The 19,970-nt window shown below is 51.5% G+C and carries 20 protein-coding genes; 9 read left to right on the top strand and 11 right to left on the bottom strand.

Annotated elements, in window-relative coordinates; translation table 11 throughout:
- Positions 1 to 153: 153 nt before the first annotated feature.
- The 6 genes from artJ (N6G83_RS18135) to N6G83_RS18110 form a co-directional block, all read right to left on the bottom strand.
- Positions 154 to 888: an arginine ABC transporter substrate-binding protein gene (gene artJ, locus N6G83_RS18135; RefSeq protein WP_024529839.1), complete on the bottom strand. Its 735-nt coding sequence runs from the start codon at positions 886 to 888 to the stop codon at positions 154 to 156.
- A gap of 195 nt (positions 889 to 1,083) precedes the next feature.
- A complete protein-coding gene (gene artM / locus N6G83_RS18130; RefSeq protein ID WP_074028918.1) occupies positions 1,084 to 1,752 on the bottom strand; it encodes an arginine ABC transporter permease ArtM in 669 nt (222 codons plus the stop codon).
- Positions 1,752 to 2,468: an arginine ABC transporter permease ArtQ gene (gene artQ, locus N6G83_RS18125; protein ID WP_024486188.1), complete on the bottom strand. Its 717-nt coding sequence runs from the start codon at positions 2,466 to 2,468 to the stop codon at positions 1,752 to 1,754. The genes artM and artQ overlap by 1 nt, the downstream gene beginning before the upstream one ends.
- A gap of 9 nt (positions 2,469 to 2,477) precedes the next feature.
- Positions 2,478 to 3,209, bottom strand: coding sequence for an arginine ABC transporter substrate-binding protein (gene artJ / locus N6G83_RS18120; protein WP_024529841.1), 732 nt, complete (start codon positions 3,207 to 3,209; stop codon positions 2,478 to 2,480).
- 32 nt (positions 3,210 to 3,241) lie between these two features.
- Positions 3,242 to 3,970 carry an arginine ABC transporter ATP-binding protein ArtP gene (gene artP / locus N6G83_RS18115; protein ID WP_098931676.1) on the bottom strand — a complete coding sequence of 243 codons (729 nt, stop codon included), beginning with the start codon at positions 3,968 to 3,970 and terminating at the stop codon, positions 3,242 to 3,244.
- Positions 3,971 to 4,231: 261 nt separating this feature from the next.
- On the bottom strand, positions 4,232 to 4,780 hold the full coding sequence (locus N6G83_RS18110) for a lipoprotein (RefSeq protein WP_074028920.1): 549 nt from the start codon (positions 4,778 to 4,780) through the stop codon (positions 4,232 to 4,234).
- A gap of 563 nt (positions 4,781 to 5,343) precedes the next feature.
- On the opposite strand from N6G83_RS18110, the gene tssI reads away from it, so the two are divergent.
- From tssI to N6G83_RS18080, 7 genes are all read left to right on the top strand, one after another.
- Positions 5,344 to 7,320 carry a type VI secretion system tip protein VgrG gene (tssI, locus tag N6G83_RS18105; protein WP_211136834.1) on the top strand — a complete coding sequence of 659 codons (1,977 nt, stop codon included), beginning with the start codon at positions 5,344 to 5,346 and terminating at the stop codon, positions 7,318 to 7,320.
- Positions 7,317 to 8,129, top strand: coding sequence for a DUF4123 domain-containing protein (locus N6G83_RS18100; protein WP_074028924.1), 813 nt, complete (start codon positions 7,317 to 7,319; stop codon positions 8,127 to 8,129). The genes tssI and N6G83_RS18100 overlap by 4 nt, the downstream gene beginning before the upstream one ends.
- Positions 8,130 to 8,144: 15 nt before the next feature.
- Positions 8,145 to 9,749 carry a hypothetical protein gene (locus tag N6G83_RS18095; RefSeq protein WP_211136133.1) on the top strand — a complete coding sequence of 535 codons (1,605 nt, stop codon included), beginning with the start codon at positions 8,145 to 8,147 and terminating at the stop codon, positions 9,747 to 9,749.
- Entirely contained in the window at positions 9,700 to 10,227 is a 528-nt protein-coding gene (locus tag N6G83_RS54815; RefSeq protein ID WP_312847374.1) for a hypothetical protein, read from the top strand. The genes N6G83_RS18095 and N6G83_RS54815 overlap by 50 nt, the downstream gene beginning before the upstream one ends.
- An 83-nt stretch (positions 10,228 to 10,310) precedes the next feature.
- Positions 10,311 to 10,646: a hypothetical protein gene (locus N6G83_RS54810; RefSeq protein WP_312847373.1), complete on the top strand. Its 336-nt coding sequence runs from the start codon at positions 10,311 to 10,313 to the stop codon at positions 10,644 to 10,646.
- 245 nt (positions 10,647 to 10,891) lie between these two features.
- Positions 10,892 to 11,158: a type VI secretion system PAAR protein gene (locus N6G83_RS18085; protein WP_065685351.1), complete on the top strand. Its 267-nt coding sequence runs from the start codon at positions 10,892 to 10,894 to the stop codon at positions 11,156 to 11,158.
- Positions 11,159 to 11,368: 210 nt separating this feature from the next.
- Entirely contained in the window at positions 11,369 to 11,692 is a 324-nt protein-coding gene (locus N6G83_RS18080) for a heavy metal-binding domain-containing protein (protein ID WP_024486192.1), read from the top strand.
- 185 nt (positions 11,693 to 11,877) lie between these two features.
- Here N6G83_RS18080 and N6G83_RS18075 read toward each other — a convergent pair whose 3' ends face one another.
- Entirely contained in the window at positions 11,878 to 13,299 is a 1,422-nt protein-coding gene (locus N6G83_RS18075) for a DUF3300 domain-containing protein (RefSeq protein ID WP_211136134.1), read from the bottom strand.
- A gap of 202 nt (positions 13,300 to 13,501) precedes the next feature.
- Here N6G83_RS18075 and N6G83_RS18070 point away from each other — a divergent pair, with 202 nt between their 5' ends.
- Positions 13,502 to 14,338: an N-acetylmuramoyl-L-alanine amidase gene (locus N6G83_RS18070; RefSeq protein ID WP_282440830.1), complete on the top strand. Its 837-nt coding sequence runs from the start codon at positions 13,502 to 13,504 to the stop codon at positions 14,336 to 14,338.
- A gap of 309 nt (positions 14,339 to 14,647) precedes the next feature.
- Here the strand turns inward: N6G83_RS18070 and N6G83_RS18065 are convergent, their stop codons facing one another.
- Together N6G83_RS18065 and N6G83_RS18060 are read right to left on the bottom strand one after the other, a co-directional pair.
- Complete coding sequence (locus N6G83_RS18065) at positions 14,648 to 15,658, bottom strand: NAD-dependent epimerase/dehydratase family protein (RefSeq protein WP_024529886.1); 1,011 nt, start codon at positions 15,656 to 15,658, stop codon at positions 14,648 to 14,650.
- Positions 15,659 to 15,809: 151 nt separating this feature from the next.
- Positions 15,810 to 17,252 (bottom strand): DUF2867 domain-containing protein, encoded by a 1,443-nt coding sequence (locus N6G83_RS18060; RefSeq protein WP_211136136.1) that lies wholly within the window; start codon positions 17,250 to 17,252, stop codon positions 15,810 to 15,812.
- Between the two features lie 194 nt (positions 17,253 to 17,446).
- Here N6G83_RS18060 and N6G83_RS18055 point away from each other — a divergent pair, with 194 nt between their 5' ends.
- Entirely contained in the window at positions 17,447 to 17,794 is a 348-nt protein-coding gene (locus N6G83_RS18055; RefSeq protein WP_024529884.1) for a DUF1294 domain-containing protein, read from the top strand.
- Positions 17,795 to 17,856: 62 nt separating this feature from the next.
- Here N6G83_RS18055 and N6G83_RS18050 read toward each other — a convergent pair whose 3' ends face one another.
- Positions 17,857 to 18,849: an MBL fold metallo-hydrolase gene (locus N6G83_RS18050; RefSeq protein ID WP_074028940.1), complete on the bottom strand. Its 993-nt coding sequence runs from the start codon at positions 18,847 to 18,849 to the stop codon at positions 17,857 to 17,859.
- Positions 18,850 to 18,941: 92 nt separating this feature from the next.
- On the bottom strand, positions 18,942 to 19,958 hold the full coding sequence (gene ltaE, locus N6G83_RS18045; RefSeq protein WP_199061857.1) for a low-specificity L-threonine aldolase: 1,017 nt from the start codon (positions 19,956 to 19,958) through the stop codon (positions 18,942 to 18,944).
- Positions 19,959 to 19,970: the final 12 nt, after the last annotated feature.

Below are 19,970 nucleotides of genomic sequence, written 5' to 3'. Positions count from 1 at the left end.
CGACAGGGAAATAGACAGCCGGGGCACAATCTCTCCCACGGGCTCATAGGCACCAGGGTTGGGGGGAGCTCACCGGCTATCTCCCGATGATCAGTCGGGGATCTTCTCCGCTAAGGCGGAGAAGATCAAGACATAAGGGTTGGGGTGAGGGGATTACTGTGGGAACCACTTATCGTTGATCGCCTTGTAGGTTCCATCCGCCTTGATCGCGTCCAGTGCAGCATTCAGCTTGGCCAGTAGTGCCTGGTTATCCGGGCGCACGGCAATGCCCAGACCGGTACCAAAGTACTGCGCATCGGTTACGTGCTCGCCTACGGCGGCCAGTTCCGGGTTATTCTTCAGCCACTCATTAACCACCGCCGTGTCACCGAACACGCCATCAATACGGCCATTCTTCAGCTCTAGCACGGCATTTTGGTAGCTGTCATAAGACACGGTGTTAATTTCCGGGTGCTTGTCCTGCATGTATTTTTGATGCGTGGTGCCGTTTTCCATCCCCAGCTTTTTGCCTTTCAAATCCGCCAGCGTAGTGAACTTGCCTTTCTGAGCAATGACAATGGCCGAGTTGGCATAATAGGGCTGGGTAAAGGTAACCTGCTTGCTACGCTCTGGCGTAATGTCCATGCCGGAAATCACCGCATCATATTTTTTGAATTTCAGCGCGGCGATCAGGCTGTCAAAGGCCTGGTTGGTAAAGGTGCAGTCGGCCTGCATCTGCTTGCACAAGGCCTTGGCCAAATCGATATCGAAACCGACGATCTGGTTATTGGCATCCAGAGATTCAAACGGCGGGTAGGTCGCTGAAGAGGCGAAACGGATGGTGTCGGCGGCGGCGGCGTTAAAGGTGATCCCGGCGAGAATGGTGGCGGCAAGTAACAGCTTTTTCATCGGTACGGCTCCTGTCGTAAATTTGATTGTTGTCTCGCCACCTTTTTTTTCTAACAATGGCACAAGGGCATTGTGAGTGGCTATGCCGATAACAATGCCATTTAGTGAATTACTATGCAATATAAATGACTAGAAAATTATTTTTGGCCATAAAAAAGCCCTGCACATGGCAGGGCTAGTTCAGCGAGGTTTGGCTCAGTTACGCCGTTCAAACGCCAATGCACGGCGTTCAACCATACGCATCAGTAACGTCAGCAGGCCATTGACGCACAGGTACACAATGCCAGCGGCACCGAAGACCATCACGTCATAAGTCCGGCCATACATCAGTTGGCTGTAGCCCATCACTTCCATCAGGGTAATGGTATAGGCAAGCGAGGTACTCTTGAACACCAGAACCACTTCGTTGGAGTAGGATGACAAGGCACGTTTGAAGGCATATGGCAGCAGAATACGTAGCGTTTGCTTGCGTGACATGCCCAGTGCTTCACAGGATTGCCACTGGCCTGCCGGGATAGCGCGTACCGCCCCATGGAACAGCAGGGTGGTGTAGGCCGCACTGTTCAGTGCCAACGCAATCATCGCGCAGAGCCAGGGTTGCGAAAGCAGGTTCCACAACCAGGGATACTCACGGATCGCCGGGAACTGGCCAGGGCCGTAGTAAATCAGGAAGATCTGCACCAGCAACGGTGTACCAGTGAACAACGTAATGTACGCCTTCACCAACTGCGTTAGCACCGGGGTTTTTAACGTCAGGATCACCGTCAGCACCAGCGACATCAGCAAGGCAACAATCAGTGCGACGATCGTCAACGACAGGCTGGTATGCAAGCCTTTGATGATTTCGGGGATGAACTCAAGCATCAGGCTGGCCCCCGCTCAAAACGTGTGGTGCGCAGCTCGATCCGCTTAAGGATATACTGGCTCAGCAGGGTGATCACCAGATAGATTGCCGCGGCAATCACATACCAGGTAAACGGCTCCTGGGTGCGGGTGGCAATGCTTTTGGTCTGCAACATCAGATCGTTAACGCTAATCAACGACACCAGCGCGGTATCTTTCAGCAGCACCAGCCACTGGTTGCCCAGTCCCGGCAGCGCGTGACGCCACATTTGCGGCATGATCAAACGGAAGAAGATGGCTGTCTTGCTTAGCCCCAGAGCCTGGCCGGACTCCCATTGGCCCTGTGGCACCGCTTTCAGCGCCCCACGCAGCGTTTGCGACGCGTAGGCAGAATAGAGCAGGGCCAGGGCGATAACGCCGCACAGGAACGGGCTGACTTCGAAATTATCGATGGACAGTTGCACCGGTAGTTGGAACAGGCCGAAGTTCAGGACGAAGCCGTCGGACAGCATCATCAGCAACTGTGAAGAGCCGAAGTAGATAAACAGCACCACCAGAATTTCTGGCAAGCCGCGTAGCAGGGTCACCCAGGCGGTGCCGAGCCAACTGACCGCTTTCCAGCGGGATGATTCCCAGACGGCAAACAGCATCGCCAGGATCAGGCCGAGGACCAGGGCACAAACGGCAAGGCCGACGGTCATCCCGGCGGCGCTAGCTAAAGGTTGGATTTCATTCATGGATAATGATTACTGCTGGAACCATTTTTTGTAGATGGTTTCGTAAGTCCCATCCTGCTTGATTTTATCCAGGGCGGCGTTGAATTTGCCCTGCAGTTCGGTATTTTGCAGGCGCATGGCAATGCCCAGACCGCTACCGAAGTAGTCTTTATCCGTCACTTTATCGCCCACAGCGGCCAGCGCTGCGTTTTCTTTCAGCCACTCGTTAACCACGGCGGTATCACCGAACACCGCATCAACACGGCCATTTTTCAGATCCAGAATGGCATTCTGATAGCTGTCGTAACCCACGGTGGTGATTTCCGGGTGTTTATCGGTCAGGAATTTTTGGTGCGTGGTGCCGTTCTGCACGCCAACGCGTTTGCCTTTCAGCGCGGCCACGTCGGCCACTTTACCTTTCTCGGCAATAAACAGGGCCGAGTTATCGTAGTAAGGCTTGCTGAACAGCACCTGCTTTTCGCGCTCAGGGGTGATATCCATACCGGCCATCACGGCGTCGAAACGCTTGAACTTGAGGCTTGGGATCAGGCTGTCGAAGCCCTGGTTGGTAAAGGTACACTCAGCCTGCATCTCTTTACACAGAGCGTTGGCCAGATCGACGTCGAAGCCCTGGATCTTGTTATCCGCCGCGACAAATTCGAACGGAGGGTAGGAAGCTTCGGTAGCGAAACGGATAGTTTCGGCTGCTGAGGCAGAAACGCTGATGCCAGCCAGAACGGCGGCGATTAGTAGTTTTTTCATCGCAAACTCCCTGAGAACAGCAAATATCGCTATTAGTGTGATAAGTAATTGGCAAACTCTACGGTTTGCGGTTGTGCAAAGTGGCTGGCATCGCCCTGTTCGACGATATGGCCATTTTCCATATACACCACGCGGCTGGCGGTTTTACGCGCGACTTCAACCTCATGGGTGACGATCACCTGAGTAATACCGGTGCCCGCCAACTCGCGAATAATGCTGACGATCTGCGCGGTAATTTCCGGATCCAGCGCGGCCGTAGGCTCATCGAACAGCAGAACCTGAGGTTCCATCATCAGCGCACGGGCAATGGCTACGCGCTGTTGTTGGCCACCGGAGAGATGCAGTGGGAAACGATCGGCAAAATCGGTCAGGCGTAACCGGGTCAGCAACTTGTCGGCACGCGCCATCGCTTGTGCCTTGCTCAGGCCAAGTACGCGGCAGGGCGCTTCAATCAGGTTTTGCACCACGGTCAGATGTGGCCAGAGATTGTACTGCTGGAACACCATGCCCACGTTTTGGCGCAGTTCGCGGATGGATTTCTCCCCCGGTGACTGTTTAAAGTCGAACTGATTGCCCGCGATTTGCAGGTGGCCAGAGCGTGGCATTTCCAGCAGGTTAAGCACCCGCAGCAGCGAACTCTTACCTGCACCGCTTGGACCAAGCAGCACCAGAGTCTCACCGGCAGGGCAATCCAGTGTAATGTTAAACAGCGCCTGATGTGCGCCGTAAAAGCAGTTGATATCTTTTAGTTGAATACTCATGCGCTGAAATTGAATAGACATTGATGCCGGGAATGGTAACTTCCACAGAATACTTATGCAATCTTTGTGAGTTAAAATTTATTAGTGCGTCGCAGAATGACTAAATAATAGCAGAAGATACCGTGAGCGCTGGCTGAATGGCGGATTTGTCGCGCACACTGTGAGATAGCTAGCTATTTTTCTCAAAGTGATGGGATTTTGAGCATTTCTGAGAGGGAATTGGCAACCGGGAAGGTGATACACCCGGCTGCCATCTTGGTGTTACTGGTTCTCAAGGACCTGGCGCAGCGTACCGCTGGCGGCATGCGGCGGGATGTTGAGGAAGCGGATGTCGTCAACCACCCAGCAGGTACCTTCACGGACCATCAACACTTCGTCCTGCCAGCTGATTGCACTGGCACCTTCTTTTTGGTGAGTGAGCTGTACACGCAGCGGGATGTTTTTGGCATCGGTGTTAGGAATGGTGGAAGCGCTGGCAACCGTTGCGCTGGTTGGCCCCTGGGCATTGCCAGAGAACAGATCGCCGGTGATGGTGTGTTTGCCAGGATGCTGGCTGGCACTGACCAGATCCTGATACAGCACCTGGCTCAGGTAAGGCTGCAACTGTGCCAGACGGCTGCTGTCCGGCAGTGCGGTGCTTGGGCCTTGCTGAATGCGCAGGTCATAGAATTTCTGGGCCACCGTATCCGGGCCACCTTCCACGCAGGCGCCAGTGCGAACGCCAACATCCTTAAAGGCCGGCTCGACGGTAGTACAGGCGCTTAAGAACAGGGCCAAGGGTAAAACAACAGCAAGCGTTTTTGTTTTCATCTCATAACCTTATGTAAAAGTCTCTCAACCATGAAGACCGAAAACCACGGGACTAGCCTACAGTATAAAGGCGTTTTTGGTCCTTGCATTGGTGCTGTGTGCCATTGTGCCACAGAACATCCGCTTAAATTAGCTGTCGTACCAAAGCAATGATTTGATTTTATAAGGAGTTCTTGATGCAATTGTCCACTGCGGATGAGTAGAGACGGCAATGTTATGCTGGTTGAAAAGTGTGCAAAAAGCATAGATCGGCGTCGCACAATGGATATTTTTTAATGATCATAAATTAACGTACTGTTATTTAAAGAAAGTGGAAGTTTGCTACGGCGTTAAACCAGAATAAAATTCGTTTTTCCTCCTTCCTGCTAGTGTAAAAATACAGTTTAGAGAAAATTATAATATATACAGCTTTTCTCGTACGTTATAGGGAGGGGATGAGTCATTGACCTGTTATTTTCTCCTCGTTATCCTTATGTTTTGGTTAGAGTATTATCTTCTGCCTGTGGGAAATATCAGGCCATTTCGCGTTTGATGCTGTCGCGTTTTCTATAAAGGGAAATCATATGTTGAGTACAAGCAAGGATGCAACAGGTCTGCGGTTTACCCTGAATATCGGTGATCTGCCAGCTGAAACATTCGTCGTATCGGGATTTACTCTACATGAGCAATTCTCCAGCCTTTTTACTCTCGAACTTGACGCCGCTAGTGCCAAACCCAGTGTGGAGTTTCGCTCAGTTCTGGATAATGTCGCTACCCTGACTATTTGGCGTGATACCGAAGTACAGCGCATCGTCAATGGGATTGTCACCTCTATTGAACAAGGGGATGCGGGGCTGCATCAAACACGTTACCGGCTCAGCATCCGCCCCGCACTCTGGCGAGCTGGTTTAGGGCGACATTCACGTATCTTCCAGCAACAAGATTTTCTGCAAATCCTGGAAACCTTGTTAAAGAAAAATAGAATTAACGACTATGCCCATGCTTTGCGCTTCCCTCATGCCGCGCGGGAGTTTTGTGTCCAATATAATGAAAGCGATCTGGAATTTATCAATCGCCTGGCTGCTGAAGAAGGCATTTACTATTTCTTTGAGCATAACGATGGTGCGCACACGCTAGTCTTTTCCGATGATTGTGCCGCGCTGAATGACGGGCCGATATTACCCTATTATCCGAATCAACAACAAAGCTCATTCGATGAGCTCTGTGTTACCACGTTTAAGCGCCGGGAGAGTCTGCGACCTTCTGATGTATTGTTAAAAGACTACACCTTTAAAAATCCCCTTTGGTCGGCAGAATATCGCGATCGTGCTCGAGATGATGAGCATCAGTCAGGCCGATATTTTCATTATGATTATCCTGGCCGCTACAAGGCAGACCCAGGGGAGTCCTTTGCACGTTGGCGATTACATGCGCTGCGTAACGATGCGCATCAGGGGGAGGGGGCGAGTAATTGCACGGCACTTCAGCCCGGAGTGCGTTTTACCTTGGAAAACCATCCGTTAGACACCCTGAATACACGTTGGCAAATCACCCAGGCCACCCATATTGGGCAACAACCTCAAGCATTGGAAACAGCATCTGGGGGACAGGGCACTACCGTTACGAGCCAGTTTGCGTTTATACCTAATAATCAGACCTGGCGTCCGCTTTCACTGCCGAAACCGCGCATTGATGGCGCGCAGATCGCGGTTGTCACTGGCCCCGAGAGTGAGGAGATTTTTTGCGATCCTTATGGTCGGGTCAAGGTTCGTTTTTTCTGGGATCTTTCAGGAAGAACCGATGACACAAGCTCTTGTTGGGTTCGTGTATCACATCCTTGGGCGGGTCCTAGGTGGGGAATGTCAGCCATTCCTCGTATCGGCCATGAGGTGATAGTCGAGTTTCTGAACGGCGATCCGGACCAACCTGTGATTATCGGGCGCACCTATCACGCTAACAATCTGCCTCCGGGTAATTTACCGGCAACCAAGACCCAGATGTCGATCCGTTCACAAACTCATAAGGGTGAGGGTTTTAACGAACTGCGTTTTGAGGATGAGAAAGATAAAGAAGAAGTTTTCATCCATGCACAGAAGAATATGGCTATACGGGTGCTCAATTCTAAAGATGAGCGGGTGGAATACAACCGAAGCAGTAGCATCGGGCATGATGAAGAACTGGCCGTTGCCAACGATCGTAAAGTTACGGTAGAAGGTAATCAGCATCAGAAAATCACCGGCAACAGCCTGGCGATGACGGAAGGCGATCTAGGTGTACAAGTAAAGGGCGATCTGGCGCAGAAAATCAGTGGTGTATTCAGCGTAGACAGCAATGGCGATCTGACGTTGCAGAGCAGTAGCAAATTGACGCTGCGGGTTGGCGGCAGTTTGGTGGTAGTGCATGCTGGGGGAGTTGATATTAAAGGGCCATCCATTAATCTCAACTCCGGTGCTAGCCCCGGGGAGTTGGCGATACCGGCGGACCCGGCAATTTTAAAAGCGGCAGCCGCTCAGGGGACGTTATTTGTTGCGCATTGCCCGCAGGAGGATAAACAAGGATGAACGAGGCAATGAACTGGGCGATTGTTGATGCCGCAGCAGAACCAGAATTATTTACCATGCTGGAGCTCTATGACCCGCCTAATGCCAGTTTGTATGCGGAGCCCATTGCAGAAGATATTGGGCGTTTAGCCCCTTACCTGGTGCAAATAAATGAAGGTAGCCGTCAGTGGTTGATGCATCGGTCCACCCCCTGGGGGATCTGGCTGGAAAGCAAAGCCGAGATGAAAGCGTTGCGTCAACATTTGCGTAAATATCTCCATGTACAAATTCCGGATGAGGAAAAACCGGTATTTTTCCGTTTTTACGATCCGCGCAATATCTGGGCGTTATTGCAGGTACTTTCACCTTGGGAGCAACATACATTTCTGGGGCCGGTAGATGCGATAGCAACTCACTGGAAAGGAGAGCTGCGTGATGAGCGTTTTACCGCCCTGAGGGAACAGTTTCCATCAGGGAGTAGCTCCCGTCGTAAAATGATGCGGATATCCCGTGAACAGCTAGATGAGTTGAGTTTGGTGTTTGAGAAAAGGTATATCGACGGGTTGGTTGAGAAGATCGAAGCCTGGAGTGGGCACGATAGGAAAATAGAAGCCGCAACGATAGCGGAAACCTTCCGCTGGCTGAAACAGCAAGGGATTGTGGACGATCGGAGTATCCGTGGGTTGTTTTCTTTGTTCTACCAGCGGGGGTGTCTGGCGTTGGAAACTATTCCCAGCAACTTCAGACATGTTCTCTGCGCCGCAGGCGAAGAAGGCGGATATAAAGCCGAAACGCTGCTGATCCAGGAATTGGGTGACGTTCCCCTATAATAATAAGGATATTGTATGACCAGTTTGCCAGCAGGCTCACCAAAATGTAATTGTAAAAATCCGGATACGTGTATTCACTCCTTTACGCTCAAAGTTAAGGACAGAACATTTACCTATAAACAAAATGGCTTTGTTAGCGTGGTCAATGCTATCGCAGAAGGACAGAAAACCGTTCCTCTCTCACTTTCATTAGTCGGTAAGCAATGTGTTTCACATAACCCACTCTGCCCTCAGGGAACGATATATAATAATGCTGAGGCTGGGTCGCTGAAGCCATTCAATAAGGGGTTCACTGATTATCAGGCGCATTATAATCCTGATAAAATCAGTTTTTTTGATAAGTATGACTCAATAGACTTTCTGATAGATTATGTTTTGGCGAAAGATACGCTGAGTCTGTTGCCAACCACATCATATACATTACGTGTGGGGCAATGTCGTGGGGAGCCTTTTGTTAATAAATCATTGAATTTCTTGGATGGCCTATCACAGATGTTCAACTTTGCTCCCAAAGATGCATTGTGGACATATATTAATATTTACCCTGAGTATAAATGGGAAGTCAGCTTGGTGATAGGTACGGCAAAAGAAATTGAGGAATTTACAGATAGGGAGTTAAAGAAACAGCAGCGGGTATTGAATGCGGAAAATGGTGTTGCCCAGCGAGGACATCGTGGTTGGACTAGACTGCCTAAAAATGAAATAACCGACTCGCTTGAGATTGAGGGAAAACTATCATGCAAATTAGGAAGTAAAACGCATGATTACTCAGCGAAGTTAAAGCAAGAGTTTAAGAAAAAAGCTACAAACCTTCCCTTTTTGGATAAAGCTAAAAAGACCCTTGATGTGGTTGGAAAAGCCCTTTCAACAGGTAAGGGAGGGGAAGGGAAAATAACCATACTATATACGGAAATTATTTGTCCAAAGCTGGAAATCAAAGGTGGGGGTGAGCTAAAAGAAGATGCGTCCTCCGGACTTGTCTATATTGAGAGACAAGTGTCATTAGGGCTGGCTCCACTTATAGGCTTGAAAATGACACTAGATCTGCTCCAGGCCTTTGCAGCATGGTATAAGATGGATGTGCTGTTAGCAGCCGTTAGGGAAGGATTAATGTCGAAAGAGCAGGCCTATAACGAAGGTGGCAATGCGGCATTTATTGGAATGAAGTTTGAACTGGTTGCTGAAGGTACGATTGATCTTAAACTTGCTTTTAAGTCAGATGCGAAAAACGAGTGGGAATGGGAAAAAACGGATAGTGTAGAAGCCAAGCTTAGCTTGACCATAGAAGCAAATGTGCGTGCTGGTGTTCGTTTCTATATCGCCAATGGCGCATTAACGATTGGAGGGAAAGCGGTTGCAGAAGGGTGTTTAGGTTTAGATAATCCGACTAAAGATAAAATGGAATTGGTTCTTTATCATAATGGGATAACGGCTAAGGTATATGTTAGTTATACGGTGGGACTATCTTCTAATGCTGAAGGGTCTAGCGAAGGTGATTTACCTAGAAGAGATACATCAACTAGTTCAAAAGTAGAACAAGGCAATAATAAAGAAAAGGAATGGATCATTCATGAAAAATTGGAAAAAAAAGACTCAAAATATCGCATCAATTTTAGCTAGCATGACTGTATGCTTTTTGTTAATGGTGACTTTTTCTGTAAAGGCTGAAAAAATGAATGATGAAAAGTATCTTTTTTCTTTTAAAACACATAAAAGTACGTGTATTCTGCGAGTGAATAACTTCCCTGCTGTTGATAGTGTTAGGGCTGAGCAGGGAACTATGTCTGCAGGCTTTAATTTGACGGCATTTTTAGAAGATGGATCTAATAATATCGAGTTATTAATGGGTGGCGTAGATTTTGACGATCCCAAAACGCTATTTAGCGACTCTTCTTGTGAGGTAATTATTAGCAAGGACACTAATGACTCAAGTGTTAAAATTGCAGAGTTTAAATTAAATGTCAATAAAAAAGGTGAGATATCTGCTGGTGAGTCAAAGAGTTATAAGGGGGGGGGGTTAGCTCGAAAATTGTTGAGGGGATTTCTAATAGCAAGGCCGACTTTGGTCTTTATAAAGCGCAAAGTGATATTATCCTAAGCGGCCTTCCTAAGTGGAGTTGGACTAAGGCTACACTTGTAACAGATAATGACTTGCCAGCAATTAGGAAAGCTTATGAGAATATGAACGGCATGATTAAAAATAGAGATATTGAGGGGTTAAAAAAAATCACTAGAATATCTAATGATGAGATGGGACTTGCTGAAGGTGCCTCTCCGGCAGTGATGTTTATTTCCACTGACTTTCCTCAGCATGTTATTGATAAAAGTTTAACTCCAGTTCCAATTCAATGGGATAAGTATAAATTAGTGAAATATAGAGATGGGAAACTATTTCGTTTGGCGGTTGGTTATTATCAAAACTCACCGTTGAAATTCCAGAATAACGAAGGTAAAGTGGTGTTTACTTACAATCCCTATTTTTCAATAATAGATGGGGAAGTGACATTGGTCAGATAAGAGCCAATAGGATTTGTGGTGATTTAGAATTGCACTGCAAATCCTAATGTAAATAAAGGATTTGGCCAAAGCTCACCTTTACGTCTAAGGAATGAACAGAAAAGAATGGTTTATTCATATAATTCCTACTTTTCTATCATTGATGGGAAAGTCGTTATCGTCAGATAGTCACGAATAAGTGATTGTGGCAATTCATTGGATTGCTACAATGTAGCCATAAAACTAGTTTAGAGGGAACCCAAACTATGGGCAATACCGTTAAAATTGGTGATAAAGATACCGGCCACGGTAGTCATCCGCCGACACCCGTCATCACTGGCTCCACAACGGTGAAGGTTGATGGCCTGCCGTTAGCTCGGAAAGGCGACGTTTTGGCTGCTCATGGGCATGACCGAAATATCAGCGGGGGGTCATCCAGCGTTTTTATCGATGGGCAACCCGCAGCGAGAACGGGTGATGCAGTCAGCTGTGGCGGTGTACTGATTGGCGGTGGTTCGGTAAATATTGGTTAGTTTTCATATGATCAAGGGGTTGCCTTCCTTGCTCGGGCCGAAAGTTCAGCATCGTTCGGCCTGTTTGATTACACCAGTTTCAATTGTTTACGGCAAGGGTACCCTACCATCGTAATCTATCCGTTTTTACTTAGAGATAAGTGCCACAGAACATCCGCTTAAATTAGCTGTCATAATGCAGCAATGATTTGATTTTATAAGGAGTTCTTGATGCAATTGTCCACTACCCACACCCTGGAAGGGTTTACCATCACAGAATATTGCGGCGTAGTCACCGGCGAGGCGATTCTGGGTGCCAATATTTTCCGCGATTTCTTTGCTGGCGTGCGTGATATCGTTGGTGGCCGTTCCGGTGCCTATGAGAAAGAGCTGCGCAAGGCGCGTCAGTTGGCCTTTCAGGAGGTGCAGGAGCAGGCCAAAGAACTGGGAGCTAACGCGGTAGTCGGCATCGATATCGATTATCAAACCGTAGGTAAAGATAGCACCATGCTGATGGTCAGCGTCAGTGGTACCGCGGTAAAAGTCAGCCGCTGACATTCACCGACAGGCGCACAACGCTGCTAAGCGGGTGCTGCATGCGGTGTCACCACGGTCAAATCATACCCTGATAACCCGGCAACGGTTTGATACAACTGCCGCCACACCCAATCTTGCAAGGGGCGGCGGTAGTCGGTCATTGATTAATTGATGTTACCTGCCATGCAGCAGCGCCCCTTATCTTAACCCACTTTGTGCTCTCCTTTTCTCACCGGCGGATGTTCCGGTGGCCGTTTAATCGGGTCGGTGTGATGTGCAAGCACTGGGGCCTGAGGTTGGTGGAGTTGCGGCGCTGGCACTCTCGGATGCACTGGTGGAGCTATTGCTGAATGCTCAACAGGTGGTGCATGAAAAACGGTTTGTTTTTCAGGAGCCACAGGCTGCTTGATAGGATTATTGACCAAGGCGTGCGGATGGTAACTCGGTGGCAGTGGCTGGGTGTTGGGCCTGCTAACCGATACCGGCTGATGTACCACTGGAGTCACATGGAAATTAGGCGCGGTCATAGGGACTTTGGCATGGGGCATGGTGGCGGCAGACCCAAAGTGAGGCGCTGACAGGGGAGTGCCGTTTGATGACGGATGCGCCATCGCCGGTGTGGCAAAGTGTGGCAGCTGGCCGTTATTGACCTGCACCGGCGAGTTGTAGCGGTTATGGCTGTCGTAATGATTCACCGTATTGTAACGGTTAACGTTATTGTACTCATTAACGTTAACCACCGTGGTGTTATGAAGAACGTAGGGCTGGTTGTTATATATCACCGGCTGATATCTGCCATTGTCATGCCTGCCCCAGTGCACATCCCAGTCGTTCCAGCCGTGGTGGTGATCGTTGATTAACGCACCGAGCGCAATTCCGGCCCCAAAGCCGATGATGCCGGTAGCCAGCATCTCGCCGCCGCTGTAGCCAGCGGGGGCGGCGTAATGGTAACCAGGATAAACCGGTACTGGTTCGCCATAGGCTTCCCAAGGGTTGTAATAGGGCACATACAGGACATCCGGTTGGCTAGGCTCAATCACTATGGTTTGCGGCGGGGCCATGACCAGACTCTGCGGTGCGACATAGTCAGGGGGAACTGCAGAGACGACAACCCGCTGCTGCTGCGTATTTTTCAACGTCCCCTTGTGTGCAGCACGTTGGCGCATAACTTGAATAGCGTTCATAACGTCGGTGGGATCGTTGAGATAAGCGTTGCCCAGTTGTGTCGTCCAGGGAATATTTTTCGCCATCTGATCAATAATATCTGGGAATAGCACCAGGCTGCGAACGCTGTTGTCCCAAGGTTGAGCATCGGCCGCATTGCTCAACGCGGCAGGTTGCAGCCCCGGATGTTGCGCTAGCCAGTTATTGGCTGCGCTGATCTGATCGGGATACTCCGCACTAGCCAGCACCTGAGCCAGTAATTTATCCGGGAACAGCGCGATGGGGCTGACCAACTGGTAAAGTTGATCTGCACTCAATGGTGTGTAAGCCTGAGGTGCGGTTGCCGCAGGCATTGAAGGGGAAGTCGCTGGTGTTGTCGCAGCGGTGTTTTTTTGATCGCAACCACTCAGTGGTAACAGCGTGATGGCTACCAGACAGGCTAAAACGCTTGGCTTGAACATGATTGACTCCGCTTCTTGCATGCCGGTGATACTTTGAGGCTAACACGTCGGCAGTAACTTGGTGGCCGGGGGTAACACTCCCTTGCAAATCAGGGGAGACTGTCATGGTTTGTTGATTAACTGGGTGATTTGATACAGGTTAATCAAAGTCGGTTACATATGGCCGGGCTGGCCGGTAGAAGATAAATACAGGGAGCAAGAGGTGAAAATCAGAGCAGGGATAGTGGCGCTTATGCTGCTGTCGGGGTGCCAAAGTTCTCAGCACAACACTGTTATCGATCGCGGTAGCTATCGGTTGGAAACCCTGCATCAGGCACCAGGGGCCGATCAGCGTATCCGCTTCCTGGTGATGCATTACACCGCAGAAGATTTTCACTCTTCGCTGAAAACGCTGACGGACGAACATGTCAGTGCCCATTACTTGCTGCCCGCCTATCCGCCGCTGCAGGGCGGCAAACCGGTTGCGTATCAACTGGTGCCCGAAGCGTTGCGAGCCTGGCATGCGGGTGCGAGCAACTGGCGTGGACGTACCAATTTGAACGATACCTCGATCGGCATTGAGATCGTCAACCGGGGCTTTACCCGTAACATGCTGGAGACAGACTGGCAGCCCTATACGCCCGAGCAAGTTGCGTTACTGATCCAACTTAGCCGCGATATTGTGCAGCGTTACGCGCTGCAACCGACAGACGTGGTAGGGCACAGTGACATCGCCCCGCAGCGCAAGCAGGATCCTGGCCCACTCTTCCCATGGCAACAGCTGGCGCAGGCAGGCATTGGTGCCTGGCCGGATGAGCGGGAGGTGGAACGTTATCTGGCCGGTCGTGATAAGCATGCGCCGGTGGCGATGGCGTCACTGTTGGAAAAGCTGGCACGATACGGCTATGGTGTTGATCCCTCATGGGATGCCAAGCAGCAGCGCAATCTGGTCGCGGCGTTTCAGATGCATTTCCGGCCCAGCGATTATCGCGGTGAGCCAGATGCAGAAAGTGAGGCGATTATTGAGGCGTTGCTAAGCAAATACGGAGCTATGCGCTAACGCCAAATAATGCTCTCACCCTAACCCTCCCACAGGGGACCGATCGAAGTGGGTTTGAAAATTCGGTGGTGCACTTTGGATGAGTAGGCGATCAAGTTTGCCGAGATTATCTTTTTACCGCCAAATGTGCAGGGACTATCAGCTCCCTCACCCTGTGGAAGTGGGGACCGAACGAAGTGGGTTTAAAAATTCGGTGGTGCACTTTGGATGAGTAGGCGATCAAGTTTGCCGAGATTATCTCTTTACTGCCAAATGTGCAGGGACTATCAGCTCCCTCTCCCTGTGGGAGAGGGTTGGGGTGAGGGGCCGTTATAGCCCGTGCAAATTACCGTGTTCTTTCAACCAACGAGCCGTACGGCTAATGCCTTCCTCTAGCGAAACCTGTGGTTGATAACCCAGCTCCTGCTGTGCGCGAGTGGTGTTCAGCGTCAGATCGAAATTGAGCTTGGCGACGCTGTAATGGGTCAACACGGGCTCTTTATCGCTTTTACTGCCCAGTTTTTCCATGCCACGCGCCATCATATCCAGCATTGGGTAGGGCACTGAGCGGATGCGGCACTTCATGCCCAACTCATCGATCAACTGTTGCAGTACGGTGCGTAGCGTGCAGGCTTGCTGATTGGAGATATTGTAGGCCCGGCCAGAAGGAGTCTCTTCCTTCACGGTGGCCAGCCACATGGCGTGTACCGCATTATCCAGATAGGTCATATCGACCAGTGCATCCCCGCCACGTGGTAACAGCAGGCTACCGTAGTGTTTGATCATATGCAGCAGGCGCGGCAGCATGATTTTATCGTGTGGGCCAAATAGCCCCTGTGGGCGCAGGATAGTGAAATGGGTTTGCGGATTGGACAGCGCCAACTGTTGCACCACCTGTTCCCCGGCGGCCTTGCTGCGGGCAAACTCGTTGGCATAACGAACCGGGCGGAAGTCTTCATCCACATTGCGGTGATGGTGATAATCAAAGTAAATCGCTGGCGACGAAATATGAATGAATCGTTCCACACCGTAGGCCGCAGCCCATTCCCCCAAGCGGCGGGTAGCGCGGACGTTGGCCAGTTCGAAGGCTTCTTCCGTGCCCCATGGGGAAGTGAAACCGGAGCAGTGCCACAGCACGTCCACATCCGCCAACATGGCTTTGGCCTGCGAAGAGATCAGGTTGGTGAGATCGGCATGGATGAATTCGGCACCCATTTTTTCCAGCAGGCAACCCATAGCCTGATTGCGCCCGGTGGCACGTACTTTTATGCCTTGGCGGCGGAGATATTCAACGGCGTTACGGCCTAACCCACTGGTTGCACCGGTGACCAATACCTTCATAACTCACTCTATTCTCACCAAAAATCAGGATGCTGAGGGCGTTTTAGCGCGCCCCAGCAAATAAGATGCCATTCTTTCGTGATTTTGTGCGCTATGCAATGAGAAAGGACCTAACCGAGGCAGCAAACTGTGCGGTTGATCGACAAATAGACTATTGAGGACGCTGGTTATCGTACTCTTCGGCCAATTGGGCAATCCGTTTGGCCATACCGCGGAAAATAAACAGGTGCGCGGGCATCATGACAAACCAGTATAACAGCCCACTGAAACCGGCAGGATGCCACCAGGCGCGCACATCGAGCTGGCGACGATCGCCCAGGTCTTTGATGCTGAAGGTCAGGCGGCCAAGCCCCGGTGCTTTCATCCCGAACATCAATGCCAACTGCCGTAATGGCTTCTTGGTGATCACTTTCCAGCCATCGACCAGATCGCCGACTTCCAGTGTGTCACGCTGCGGCCTGCCATAGACGACGCCGTTGCCGATCATATCGTCCATGCGGGCGCGGATTTGCCACAGGATGTTGGCGTAGAAGTATCCCTCTTTGCCGCCCAACTGCTGCACGACATGCCATAGCGCTTCACTCGAGGCCTGCGTATCCAGCTCACAGCCCGCATGTTTGGGATAGAAGCCATAACCAGGGCGCCAGCGAGCGCGGGCTTCAGGATCGTAACCCCAGTCAGCAGAGTCGACCACCTCGTCTTCGCGGCGTAGCGTTTCCTTAACCGCCTCATCAAAGGTTTGTAGTGGCTGTGGGATCAAGGCTTGCAGCGGTTTGCCATCGGCAGGTAAGTCATGGTTCAGCCCCTGGATGAGCGCGCTGGCAATCGAGGTTGGCACAGAGGTGATCATGCTGATAAACCATACCGAGATAAAGCGTGTCGGCAGCGGCACCGGGATCAGACAGCGCTTTTTACCGCTGATCTTGATAAAGCGCTCGAACATGGTTTGGTAACTGATGTACTCCGGCCCGGCCACGTCAAAAATCCGGTTTTCCTGCGCCGGGTGTTGCAGTAGTCCGGTCAGGTAAGTGAGCAGGTTATCCAGTGCGACCGGGGATGATTTTGAGCGCACCCAACGCGGCGGCGTCAGGATTGGCAGGTTATAGACCATATCGCGCATGATCTCGAACGCGGCTGACCCTGGGCCAACCACGATGCTGGCGCGTAATTCGGTGACGGGAATGCCGCTTTGGCGCAGGATTTCACCGGTCAGCTTACGGGCGATGAGGTGAGGGGAGCTACTGCCCTCTGGTTGCAGTGCGCCAAGGAAAATAACCTGTTTAACGTTGGATCCTCGCAAGGCATCCCGCAGGTTCTCAGCCGCCTGGCGTTCCTTTTCGATAAAATCATCGCCATCGCCCATGCCGTGGATCAGGTAGTAAACGGCATCGATCTGCCATAGCGCCGCCGTTAGCGTTTCTGGACGGTAGACATCCACGTAGCGGCAGCTTACGTGCGGCCAGTTTTGCTCTTCCAACCATTCTATGCGGCGTGCTGCTGCGGTGATTTCGTGGCCCTGTTCGGTCAACCGGGGGATCAGGTGTTGGCCAATATAACCGCTGGCTCCAAGAACCAGAATACGTTGGGAGGTCATTGCGCTGCCTTAGTTTATTGATGTTAATGTGAGCGTAGCTTTACCCGTCGTCTTTCAAGCTGCGGCTTGAAATCCATAGGGCATAGAATGACAAATTAGCGGGCTAAATGCACTTTTTGTATGGGTATCAGTAGTTGCATCTGCACGGAGGGCGGTTCACACTACGCGGCGATCAAGCAACGAGCCCATGCCCGATGAAAATCAATTCCCTGTGTTATTTGCTGCTGCTAATTGCCCTGGCTGGCAGCCTGTGTTTTCCCGCTCCGCTGTGGACGTGGTTGCTGCTGGTAAACCTGCTGACCCTGCTGATCTACGGTGCCGATAAGCTGGCCGCCTGTAAAGGTTGGCAACGGGTGCCGGAAATTACCCTGCTGCTGTTCGGCGTGCTGGGCGGTTGGATAGGGGCCATTATCGGGCAACGACTGTTCCGCCATAAAACGCAGAAACAACCGTTCAAAACCTATTTTATCCTCAGCGTAGTGCTGAACCTGCTGCTGATACTGGCTGTGGGTTACTGGCTCTATGGCCGGATGGTGGTTTGAGTTACCGTAATGTGCACAATTAAACGGGCGCCGCATGCGCCGCCCGTTGTCCTCAATCTGCGTTAAGGTTTCTTCTCGCCGACTTCCACTGGAGCATATTCAACCGGCACCCACGCATAGCCTTTACCTTCGACGCGCACGTGGCCCAGGCCAGGGAAAGGTAAGTGCGCTCCGCCAACCCACAGTTTGTTTTCAGCCGCATCGGCAAACACTTTCTGCCGGGTAGCAATCGCCTGTTTGGAGTCCGTGTCAAAGTCCACTGCGACTTCAGGTTTGGCAAACTGCAAAGAGTGGCTGTGGACGATATCCCCCCACAGCAGCAGTTTCTGGCCGCCGGAGCTGAACAGGTAAGAGGTATGCCCAGGCGTATGGCCCGGTGTCGCTATCACTTCCAGCCCTGGAAGTAACTGCTCCCCAGGGCTGTACAATTTCAGCTTGCCCTGTTCGGCATAAGGGGCCACGGCGTCTTGGGCCATCTTGAACATCGGCTGCGCGTTTTTGGGGGCTTTGAGCGCCATCTCTTTACTCAGCCAATAATCCCCATCGGCCTTGGAGGCATAGACGGTAGCGTTAGGGAAGGCGGCCTTGCCCTGATCGGTGATGCCGCAGGCGTGATCGGGGTGCAGATGCGTCAGCAATATCATATCAACCTGCTCTGGCTGATAACCCGCCGCACGCAGGTTGTTCTTGATCGCACCCAACGTCGGCCCAAAACACTGCGAGGTACCGGCATCAACCAGAACCAGATGCGTACCAGTATTCACCAGAAACGCGTTAACCGCCGTCTGTATGCCTGACTTGCTGTCGGTAAACATGCGGGCGAACAACTTTTGCATATCCGGCTCGCTGACACCATGGAACAACTTTGTCGCAAGATGGGTATAACCGTCGTATAGCGCCGTCACCTCCAGGTTACCCAACATCATGCGGTAATAGCCGGGAGCCTGCGTTTGCTGTTGGGCTGGCGCCGGGGCGGCGTTGGCTGGCAAGGTAAACATCATTCCACTGCTAACGAGGGTGAGAGCTAATAGCGTCTGGCGAAATTTATGACTCATAGATGATTTCCCTTCAGGTATTGGAACTAGGCTGATATAGGCGGTTTGGCGAGAACCGGGAAGCGGGGCCTCCCGGTGTTACTGCAAAAAAGTTAGGCGTGCTGCTGCAAGAATTCCCGCCACAGATCGACCACTTTTTGCAGATCCTGGCGGCTAACGTTGAGATGCGTCAGGATACGGGTCAACGGCCCGGCACTGATCAACACGCCACGTTCACGCATCCAGGGGCCGAGTTTAGCCGCCAGCTCCGGGGATTGGCGCAGGTACAGCACGTTGGTTTGTGCGCCCGGATCGGCAATATCCACGCCAATGTCACGCAACTGCTGTTCGAGCCATTTGGCGTTGTCATGATCTTCTTTCAACCGCTCGACGTTGTGCTCCAGCGCATAGAGCCCGGCAGCCGCCAGAATACCAGCCTGGCGCATACCGCCACCGGTCATTTTGCGCCAGCGGTTGGCACGTTGAATAAACGCTTCGCTACCGCATAACAGCGAGCCAACCGGTGCACCCAGGCCTTTCGACAGACAAATGGTGAAGGTGTCGCAATACTGGGCAAGGGTTTTCAGCGGCACGTTAAGTGCCACCGCCGCGTTGAAAATGCGCGCGCCGTCAATGTGCAGAGCCAGCTTGTGTTCACGGGTGAACTGCCAAGCCTGTTGCAGATATTCCAGCGGCAGCACGCGGCCGCTGATGGTGTTTTCCAGGCTTAGCAGACGAGTCTTGGCGAAGTGAATATCATCAGGCTTGATGGCGGCGGCGACTTTATCTAACGGCAGCGTGCCATCGGGATTGGCTTCGATCGGCTGGGGCTGGATGCTGCCCAGCACGGCGGCACCACCGGCTTCATATTTGTAGTTATGCGCTTGCTGGCCAACGATATATTCCTCACCACGCTGGCAATGGCTCAGCAAGGCTACCAGGTTGGCCTGGGTACCGGTAGGCAGGAATAATGCCGCCTCTTTGCCAGAGAGTCTGACCGCTTCGGCCTGGAGGGCGTTGACGGTGGGATCATCTCCATATACGTCGTCGCCGACGTCAGCCTGCGCCATGGCGGTGCGCATCTCTGCGCTAGGTTGGGTAACGGTGTCACTGCGTAAATCGATAAGCATACGGATCCTTGG

It is taken from the genome of Serratia sp. PL7 (genome assembly GCF_945957435.1).
Note: the sequence above shows the minus strand (reverse complement) of the source record. Positions and strands in the feature narration are given on the sequence as shown.

Excerpts from the sequence above, each read along its gene's own strand:
- N6G83_RS18110 (WP_074028920.1), bottom strand. The coding sequence starts at position 4,780 with ATGAAAACAAAAACGCTTGCTGTTGTTTTACCCTTGGCCCTGTTCTTA.
- artP (WP_098931676.1), bottom strand. The coding sequence starts at position 3,970 with ATGAGTATTCAACTAAAAGATATCAACTGCTTTTACGGCGCACATCAG.
- artJ (WP_024529839.1), bottom strand. The coding sequence starts at position 888 with ATGAAAAAGCTGTTACTTGCCGCCACCATTCTCGCCGGGATCACCTTT.
- N6G83_RS18050 (WP_074028940.1), bottom strand. The coding sequence starts at position 18,849 with ATGAGTCATAAATTTCGCCAGACGCTATTAGCTCTCACCCTCGTTAGC.
- N6G83_RS18085 (WP_065685351.1), top strand. The coding sequence starts at position 10,892 with ATGGGCAATACCGTTAAAATTGGTGATAAAGATACCGGCCACGGTAGT.
- N6G83_RS18100 (WP_074028924.1), top strand. The coding sequence starts at position 7,317 with ATGAACGAGGCAATGAACTGGGCGATTGTTGATGCCGCAGCAGAACCA.
- N6G83_RS18095 (WP_211136133.1), top strand. The coding sequence starts at position 8,145 with ATGACCAGTTTGCCAGCAGGCTCACCAAAATGTAATTGTAAAAATCCG.
- ltaE (WP_199061857.1), bottom strand. The coding sequence starts at position 19,958 with ATGCTTATCGATTTACGCAGTGACACCGTTACCCAACCTAGCGCAGAG.
- tssI (WP_211136834.1), top strand. The coding sequence starts at position 5,344 with ATGTTGAGTACAAGCAAGGATGCAACAGGTCTGCGGTTTACCCTGAAT.
- N6G83_RS18065 (WP_024529886.1), bottom strand. The coding sequence starts at position 15,658 with ATGAAGGTATTGGTCACCGGTGCAACCAGTGGGTTAGGCCGTAACGCC.
- artJ (WP_024529841.1), bottom strand. The coding sequence starts at position 3,209 with ATGAAAAAACTACTAATCGCCGCCGTTCTGGCTGGCATCAGCGTTTCT.
- artM (WP_074028918.1), bottom strand. The coding sequence starts at position 1,752 with ATGCTTGAGTTCATCCCCGAAATCATCAAAGGCTTGCATACCAGCCTG.
- N6G83_RS18080 (WP_024486192.1), top strand. The coding sequence starts at position 11,369 with ATGCAATTGTCCACTACCCACACCCTGGAAGGGTTTACCATCACAGAA.
- N6G83_RS54815 (WP_312847374.1), top strand. The coding sequence starts at position 9,700 with ATGAAAAATTGGAAAAAAAAGACTCAAAATATCGCATCAATTTTAGCT.
- N6G83_RS18055 (WP_024529884.1), top strand. The coding sequence starts at position 17,447 with ATGAAAATCAATTCCCTGTGTTATTTGCTGCTGCTAATTGCCCTGGCT.
- N6G83_RS54810 (WP_312847373.1), top strand. The coding sequence starts at position 10,311 with ATGAACGGCATGATTAAAAATAGAGATATTGAGGGGTTAAAAAAAATC.
- N6G83_RS18060 (WP_211136136.1), bottom strand. The coding sequence starts at position 17,252 with ATGACCTCCCAACGTATTCTGGTTCTTGGAGCCAGCGGTTATATTGGC.
- N6G83_RS18075 (WP_211136134.1), bottom strand. The coding sequence starts at position 13,299 with ATGTTCAAGCCAAGCGTTTTAGCCTGTCTGGTAGCCATCACGCTGTTA.
- artQ (WP_024486188.1), bottom strand. The coding sequence starts at position 2,468 with ATGAATGAAATCCAACCTTTAGCTAGCGCCGCCGGGATGACCGTCGGC.